At 53.7% G+C, this 8,875-nt stretch carries 4 protein-coding genes; 2 read left to right on the top strand and 2 right to left on the bottom strand.

The genetic code is table 11. The features are described from left to right. Window positions 1–5,422 (bottom strand): hypothetical protein (locus ACFPPD_RS08965; RefSeq protein WP_378081914.1); only part of this gene is annotated, 5,422 nt, incomplete at its 3' end. Window positions 5,423–6,048: 626 nt separating this feature from the next. On the opposite strand from ACFPPD_RS08965, the gene ACFPPD_RS08960 reads away from it, so the two are divergent. Both ACFPPD_RS08960 and ACFPPD_RS08955 read left to right on the top strand, forming a co-directional pair. After that, entirely contained in the window at window positions 6,049–6,450 is a 402-nt protein-coding gene (locus tag ACFPPD_RS08960) for a CHRD domain-containing protein (protein ID WP_209750329.1), read from the top strand. Window positions 6,451–6,598: 148 nt separating this feature from the next. Beyond that, window positions 6,599–7,582, top strand: a complete 984-nt coding sequence (locus tag ACFPPD_RS08955) for a polysaccharide biosynthesis protein (protein WP_209750250.1) — start codon at window positions 6,599–6,601, stop codon at window positions 7,580–7,582. Window positions 7,583–7,716: 134 nt separating this feature from the next. On the opposite strand, the gene ACFPPD_RS08950 is transcribed toward ACFPPD_RS08955, so the two are convergent. Continuing rightward, the gene (locus tag ACFPPD_RS08950; RefSeq protein ID WP_209750251.1) at window positions 7,717–8,868 is read right to left on the bottom strand and encodes a hypothetical protein; all 1,152 of its coding nucleotides are present in this window, start codon (window positions 8,866–8,868) and stop codon (window positions 7,717–7,719) included. Window positions 8,869–8,875: the final 7 nt, after the last annotated feature.

The following is an 8,875-nucleotide window of genomic DNA, read 5'->3' as shown; positions in this document are numbered from 1 at the left end:
CGCTTTCCTCTGCCAGCTTCTCGGAGGTTACCGCGCCTTTTGCAATGTTTAGTTCGCCCACGCTATCGGCTGCCAAATGAGCGGTGCCTACGGCTCCGTCTTGCAGATGAACCGAACCGACCGCATTCGGTTCCAGCCGCTCCGCATCGATCCGGCGTTCTCCCCTCTTGGCCAATTCGAACAAATCGGGAGCCAGATGCGATATTGAAACCGCCCCTTTAAGAAGATGGAAACCGTGAACCGATTCCGGCTTCAAATGATCGCCGCCGATGCTTTCCAGCTGCAAATGCGCGCTGCCGACGCTTCCGGCGGACAGGTTAAGGGAGGTCACGCTTTCCTCTGCCAGCTTCTCGGAGGTTACCGCGCCTTTTGCAATGTTTAGTTCGCCCACGCTATCGGCTGCCAGATGAGCGGCGCCTACGGCTCCGTCCTGCAGATGAACCGAACCGACCGCATTCGGTTCCAGCCGCTCCGCATCGATCCGGCGTTCTCCCATCTTGGTCAAATCGAACAAATCGGGCGCCAGGTGCGATATTGAAACCGCCCCTTGACGAAGATGGAAACCTTGCACCGATTCCGGCTTCAGATGTTTGCCGCCGATGCTTTCCAACTGCAAATGCGCGCTGCCGACGCTTCCGGCGGACAAGTTAAGGGAGGTCACGCTTTCCTCCGCCAGCTTCTCCGAGGTTATCGCGCCTTTTGCAATGTTTAGTTCGCCCACGCTATCGGCTGCCAAATGAGCGGTGACCACAATTCCTTCCCGCAGATGGATCGAATCAATGGACCCGGCTTGCAAATGCAAAGACGTCACGCTATCTTCCGCAAGCTTATCGAACGTTACCGAACCTTCCGCAAGCTGCTGACCTCCGACGGAACCCTCGGCCAGCTTCTGCATCGTAACCGAACCGTCCCGAAGCTTCGACGACGTTACGCTTCCGTCCGCCAGCTTTTCTTCCGTTACGGCTCCGTCCTGCAGATGAACCGAACCGACCGCATTCGGTTCCAGCCGCTCCGCATCGATCAGGCGTTCTCCCATCTTGGCCAATTCGAACAAGTCAGGCGACAGATGCGATATTGAAACCGCCCCTTGACGAAGATGGAAACCTTGCACCGATTCCAGCTTCAGATGATCGCCGCCGATGCTTTCCAACTGCAAATGCGCGCTGCCAACGCTTCCGGCGGACAGATTAAGGGAGGTCACGCTTTCCTCTGCCAGCTTCGCTGAGGTTATCGCGCCTTTGGCAATGTTTAGTTCGCCCACGCTATCGGCTGCCAAATGAGCGGTATCCACAATGCCTTCCCGCAGATGGATCGAATCAATGGACCCGGCTTGCAAATGCATGGAAGTTACGCTCCCACTCGCCAGCTTCCCGAACGTTACCGAACCGTCCTCAAGCTGCCGTCCTCCGACGGAACCCTCGGCCAGCTTCCGCGTCGTGACCGAACCGTCCGCAAGCTTCTCGGACGTCACGCTCTCGTCGGCCAGCTTATCGACTGAAACCAAGCCTTTCGCAAGCTTTTCTTCCGTTACGGCTCCGTCCCTTAGATGAACCGAACCGACCGCGTTCGGTTCCAGCCGCTCCGCATCGATCCGGCGTTCTCCCATCTTGGCCAATTCGAGCAAGTCGGGCGACAGGTGCGATATTAAAACCGCCCCTTTATGAAGATGGAAACCATGTACCGATTCCGGCTTCAGATGATTGCCGCTGATGCTTTCCAACTGCAAATGCGTGCTGCCGACGCTTCCGGCGGACAGGTTAAGGGAGGTCACGCTTTCCTCTGCCAGCTTCTCTGAGGTTATCGCGCCTTTTGCAATGCTATGTTCGCCCACGCTATCGGCTGCCAAATGAGCAGTGCCCACAATGCCTTCCCGCAGATGGATCGAATCAATGGACCCGGCTTGCAAATGCAAGGACATTACGCTGCCATTCGCCAGCTTATCGAACGTTACCGAACCTTCCGCAAGCTGCTGCCCTCCGACTGAACCCTCGGCCAGCTTCTGCATCGTGACCGAACCGTCCTGAAGCTTCGGCGTCGTTACGCTCCCATCCGTAAGCTTATCGAACGATACCGAACCTTCCGCAAGCTGCTGCCTTCCGACTGAACCTTCGGCCAGCTTCCGCATCGTGACCGAACCGTCCTGAAGCTTCGGCGTCGTTACGTTCCCATCCGCAAGCTTATCGAGCGTTACCGAACCTTCCACAAGCTGCAGCCCTCCGACGGAACCTTCGGCCAGTTTCTGACTCGTGACCGAACCGTCTTGAAGCTTCGGCGTCGTTACGCTCCCATCCGCCAGCTTCTCGAGCGTTACCGAACCTTCCGCAAGCTGATGCCCTCCGACGGAACCCCCGGCCAGCTTCTGCATCGTGACCGTACCGTCCTGAAGCTTCGTCGTCGTTACGCTCCCATCCGCAAGTTTAACGGACGTTACCGAACCGTCCGTAAGCTGCTGCCCTCCGACGGAACCCTCGGTCAGCTTCTGCATCGTGACCGAACCGTCCTGAAGCTTCGACGACGTTACGCTCCCATCCGCCAGCTTCTCGAATGTTACCGAACCTTCCGCAAGCTGATGCCCTCCGACTGAACCCTCGGCCAGCTTCTGCATCGTGACCGAACCGTCCTGAAGCTTCGTCGTCGTTACGCTCCCATCCGCCAGCTTCTCGAGCGTTACCGAACTTTCCACAAGCTGCCGCCTTCCGACGGAACCCCCGGCCAGCTTCTGCATCGTGACCGAACCGTCCTGAAGCTTCGGTGTCGTTACGCTGCCATCCGCCAGCTTTTCTTCCGTTACGGATCCGTCCTGCAGATGTACCGAACCGACCGCATTCGGTTCCAGCCGCTCCGCATCGATCCGGCGTTCTCCCATCTTGGCTAAATCGAACAGATCGGGCGCCAGATGCGAGATTGAAACCGCTCCTTTGCGAAGATGGAAACCGTGAACCGATTCCGGCTTCAGATGTTTGCCGCTGATGCTTTCCAGCTGCAAATGCGCGCTGCCGACGCTTCCGGCGGACAGGTTAAGGGAGGTCACGCTTTCCTCCGCCAGCTTCTCCGAGGTTACCGCGCCTTTTGCAATGTTATGTTCGCCCACGCTATCGGCTGCCAAATGAGCGGTGCCCACAATGCCTTCCCGCAGATGGATCGAGTCAATGGACCCGGCTTGCAAATGCAAGGAAGTTACCGCCTTCTCCTCAAGATGCGGTCCTTTCACCGATCCCGGTTGAAGGTGTCTGCTCTCCACGCTGTCGGCTGCCAGTTTATCCGACGTAATGGCGCCGTCGTTCAAATGCCCCTCCCGGATGCTTTTTTCCGCCAGGTGAAATCCAAGTATGGCCTCCTCCGCCAGATGACGGCTTTCCACTGCTTCGGAAGCTAGATGAAGCGCCGTTACCGCCCCTTCGGCAAGACGCTCGGACGTGACCGCTCCGTCTGCCAATATTGACGTCGTTACGATCCCGTCGCTCAAATGATTCCGTTTGATGGCGTTCGACTGAAGATGCTTGGAGGATACGGAAGCATCTGCCAGAACGCGTCCGGTAACCGCTCCATTCTGCAAAGCTCCTTCGTAGACGGCATCTTCATCCAGCTTGGCGGAAGTAATGCTTCCGTCAGCCAGCTTCCCGGTCGTCACTGCCGAATCCGCTAATTTATCCGTAGATACGGATTCGGGAGAAAGTTTTAACGAGGTGATCAAATGGTCCGTCAAATGGTGGGAAAACACCGACCGAATGCCCAACTGTCGCTCGCCGACTGCTCCCGGAGCCAGGATTTTATCCGTTACCGACTCCGCTTGGAGGGCAGCCGTGCCTACGGCTCCATTCGCCAGATGGGCTGTTTCCACCGCGCCTTTCCGGATATGGCGGCCTTCCACCGATTCCGGAGCCAATGCCCCGGCCATAACCGTTTCCGTGCCGAAATGGTACGGCTTTAATACGCCGGAAGCCAATTGCTCCGAAGTTATGGATTCCGAGGAAAGATGTTCCGTCTTTACCGATCCGGACAACAGATGCCGGGATCCGACAGAATGGTCTCCCAGCTTCGCGCCGCTAACCGATCCATTCGCAAGCTTCGAAGTTCCGACGGCTCCATCGGCCACATGACGGGAAATAATCGTACCTGGTGCAAGTTGCTCGCCGCCGACCGCTCCGTCCTGCAAATGTCCCCGCCCGACTGCTTTTATCGCCAAGTGCCGGTCTTCCACGGACAGATTCATGAGATGACGCGCCTCCACAACCCCGTCCGCCAGCTTATCGGATACAATGCTTCCTTTGGACAAATGACGGGATTGAACCGCTTCATCCGCCAGCTTGCCCGAAACGATGCTTTGATCGGCGATTTTGGTGGAGGTAACCGCTTGATCGACAAGTTTAATGGTTGAAACGGACTGTTCGGTCAGTTTGGAAGCCGACACCGATTCATTCGCCAGGTGGCGGGTTTCAACGGCTTCCTCCGCGATATGAACGCCTTTCACCGATCCGGCTTGCAAATGTTCGGCCTGAACCGATCCATAAGCCAGCTTGCTTCCCGATACGGACCGGTCGGCCAGCTCGCGTTTACCGACTGTTCCTTCCGCGAGATGCTCCGCCGTCACGGCTTGCGAGGCCAAATGCTTCCCCTGCAGCACCCCTGCGGCCACATGTTCGGCAAGTATGAGTCCGTTCGTTAGATGGCGGGATTCTACGGCTCCAGTAGCGATTTTCTCATTGGATACGACGCCGTCGCGCAGCTTGGAGGAGGTAACGGATCCGTCCGCCAATTTGGAAGTATCGATGCTCTCGTTGGCTAAATTTTCTCTTCGAATCGCACCGCTCCGGATCTTTTCGGACGTAATCGCTTGGTCTTGCAACAATTCGGAAGTAATGGCGTTCAAGCTCAAATGTTTAGCCTGAATAGAACCTTCCGCAATTTTGTCGGAGCTAATCGTTCGGTCCGCCAGCTTCTCCGATGAAACGCTGCCATCGCGCAATTTCTCGCCGGTGATGGAGCGGTCGCGAATTTTTTGCCCGGAAATCGCGTTTTTGGTGAGATGGTCGCCCACAACGGATTCCGGAGCCAGCTTCGACGAAGTCACGGAGCCGTCCGCTAGTTTAATGGCCGTCACCGCAAAATCGGCCAGCGAAACCGAATGAATCGAATCCGCAGCCATATGCGCAGCTCCGACCGCAAACGGAGCAATCTTCTCGCTTGTTACCGCTTCGTCCACCAAGTCGTCCGTATACACGATCGGCGCCGGGTGGAATGGCATCCGCTTCTCTTGCAGCTTGGAATGGCGTTGCTCCTGCTTCTCCGCCGCTTCCGCAACGTCAGTCTGCTCCATATCGGCCACAGGCATCGTTTCCTCGCGGAGCAGCGCGGCTAAGGCGTCGGCGGATTGCATTCTTTCATTCTGCAAGGATTCAACGACCGCTGCAATGTCCTGCAATTTCTCCTCCGGCGGCTGAGCATTTTCCGCGTATGCCGAAGTTGCGACCGCAACGATTTCTTCGGTCTCTTGTTCGGCCTCTTGTTCTGTCTCTTGTTCTGTCGATAAAATTTCCGAAGACTCTTTCGCGGGTAAAGCCGATTCCGTTTTAAGCGGTGCCGCCGGTGCATTTTTCGAGGGTTCTTTTCCTCTCGCTTTTGCGTTAACGCGTCCATTTTTGCTTACTGCCTGACTTTCCGCCGATTGTTCGACTGCCGCGGCAACTCCGTGAACGGAAATCGGTTTAGTGTTCGATTGTTGTATGTCATCTAGCCAGTTCAGCTCGAGATTATGCGGATTGTCGACGAAATAAAGCGGTCGGCGCGTTTGGGTTGTTTTCTTCTTCGTCTTGTTCCTTTTCATGTCCGTCTCCTTCCTATGCATCGAAATCTTCAGTATCATATGCATTCACCCATGGGCACGTCACGAGGATGGGCTCATGTACCGGTCGGTCAACCTCAGAAAAAGCGGAGAGTAGGTTTTTCGCTCGCCATCGCAATATTTCTCAAAACTGGGTGGACAAACAGGTCGTAAGTATACGAGCGCAATATAATGCAATATTCCAATCAATAGAGGAGTGAGGGGCTATCCGAACGTTCAAAGCACGCTTAACCGGCGGTCAAGAAGTACCGCGGGTCCAAACCGTTGCTTCAGGCGATGCCGTTTTTCGACTTAGTCAAGACGGTTCACGATTGTTTTTCCGTCTGGTCGTCCGGAATATTGCTAGGGTAACGCAAGCCCATATCCATCTCGGCCGCAAAGGTCAGAATGGACCTGTAGTCGCGTTCCTATTTGGACCGTCCAAATTTGGCATCTCCGTCAGGAGAGGAGTTGTCCGAGGCTCGCTGACCTCCAATGATCTGGTAGGCCCTTTGGCAGGGATGCGACTGTCTGATTTGATCAACGAGATGCGAAACTGCAATACGTACGCCAATGTTCACACCATACAAAACCCGAATGGCGAAATCCGGGGGCAAATCCTGAAATGAGGGAAGAAAATGGCGAGAGAGGGATCCCTCTCTCGCCATTTTTTGATATCCGGAAACCTGGCAACCGCTAACCGATTTGAGCGACGCATTGATCGAGACGAACCGCGCGTCATTCGCCTGAATAGAATAATTATGGAGGTGATCAACGTTGTACGAAAACAAAAACATCCTCGTTACCGGAGGAACTGGATCATGGGGGGCCGCGGTTGTCCGGAAGCTGCTCGATCGCAAACCGAATAAAGTCGTCGTTTTCTCCCGCAACGAATCTGTTCAGATGTTCATGCAGAAAGAGCTTCAAGATCATCACCTACAATTTTACAGAGGTGATATCCGGGATAAAGAAGCGCTCCTCCAAGCGTGCAGCGGGATGGATTACGTCTTTCATCTAGCCGCGATGAAGCATGTGTCCGTATGTGAGGAACTGCCGATGGAAGCGCACCAGACGAACGTGATCGGCACCCAGAACGTGATCGAGGCAGCCGTTACGAACCGGGTGAAAAAGGTCATCCACGTTTCAACGGTCAAAGCTGCCAACCCGAACAGCATTTACGGGATGACCAAAGCGATCAGCGAAAAGCTAATGATTTGCGCCAACCTTCAACAGACGGACACCCGGTTCATTTGCGTACGGGGAGGAAATCTGCTAGGCGCGAGCGAAAGCGCCCTTCACCTGTTTCAGCGGCAAATATCGAATAACCAGCCGATCGGCATTACGGATTTGCGAATGACCCGTTTTTTTCTTACTTTGCAAGAAGCGAGCAAGCTGCTTATTAAATCGGCGATCGTCGGTCAAGGGGGGGAAACGTTCATCCTGAACATGGCTTCCTGTAAAATGGCCGACTTAGCCGAAGTGCTGAGGGAGAAGGCTGGTCGCTCCGTTCCGCTGGTCGAAACCGAAATCCGGCCGGGCGAGAAGCTGAACGATATATTGCTCACCGATTCCGAGCTCGATCGAGCGGTCGTGTTCTCTCCGGAATTGTTCGTTATTTTACCGACGGTCGATACTCGTGGACTTCAGGAATTTTACAGTGACAATGCCCCGTTGGGTCAAGGAAACTACTGCAGCGACAATCCAATTATTCTGCTGACAAAAAAAGAAATCTCTCAATTGCTAGTCGAGGCCGGGCTTTGAGCTTCCCTCCGCAAAGCGAAATACCATGCTGGGAGTCGGTTATAACCTAATCGTTATACTGCCGAATCCCCGCACGGTGCTTATTCAGGCATAGGTGACCTACGGGACGGAATCGAACGTAGAAGCCTGACTCATCATTTTCTGGAAAACTTATTGATCAGGGCTGTTTTGAGCGCCTTGATTTGATCCCAAATTGAGATGATCCAGCCTTTGTTCCAAAATTGACCGAATTGCCGGTCTGCTGGAGCGCTTTCTACCAGCTCTATTATCGGTTCGCTTCTCTGTACGATTACCGGCTCGCTTTCCTCTTCTTCATCCGGTTCCTGGACAAACTCACTAATGAGCGGCTCCTCGATAGCTGCCTGCTCCAAAGGTGGTTTCACAACCGGCTGTTGGTTTGCTTCATGCCGCAATATCTTTTCAAAGTCCCATAGAATGTTTATCAAATCATCGTAACCGCTATTTTTCAAATCGAGCTTATACTCATTGACAAGATTTTGCACGTTACCATTCTTGGAGGCATGCAGAGCGATGCTTTTATCCAGCCATTTTCCCATCCCGGAAAAATGAAAGAAAACAAGCGGTTTGCCGCCTACGGTATAGCCGAGCTCAGGATCCCGTTTCAGCTTTCGCTGCGAAAGATTCCAACTGGCCACATGGTAGGCAGGTTCTCGTAAGATATAAACGCCCTTAAAAAAACAAGGCACCAAATTAAGCCACTTTTGGTCACCGAATAAACCCCTACTGCGATCGACAATGGCATAATCATGGCATCTTGCCGCCCACCATTTCAGAAATCGTTGGGCCTCCGTCGTTTTGCTCAGACCGATAAAGCCGACTTGGAATACGCCATCCTTCAAATTGACCAATTCTTCTGTAATGGCATTCGGATGATTTTGAGGCTTCACGCGGTGGGGGGTTAAAACAATGTTCTGACGGTCCAGCAAATTGTCGATTTCCTCAAAAGAGCTATAAACGCGGGAATCGGCATCCAAATAGACGAATTTGGTTTCCTCCCCGTAACGGTTGAATGCATATTGCAATAAATAGGGTTTGATGATTTGGGATAGCTCGTAAATATTTTTGTTGGCAATATGACTATCAACATTAGGAATCCCTAAATCTTTGATCAATACGACGTCGTAAAAACCCGTTGCTTCCGGATGAATCTGGTTTTCCATTAAACATAAAACGACTTTGCTGCCCTTGACATGAACGTTCGCTGATTTCGCTAACACTTTCGCGAAAGCGAGATGGTTAGCCGCTGTAACGGTGCAAATAATCAATGAATTC

The sequence above is a fragment of the Cohnella suwonensis genome, assembly GCF_042655365.1.
Classification (GTDB): domain Bacteria; phylum Bacillota; class Bacilli; order Paenibacillales; family Paenibacillaceae; genus Cohnella; species Cohnella suwonensis.
This window is presented reverse-complemented; position numbering and strand designations above follow the sequence as displayed.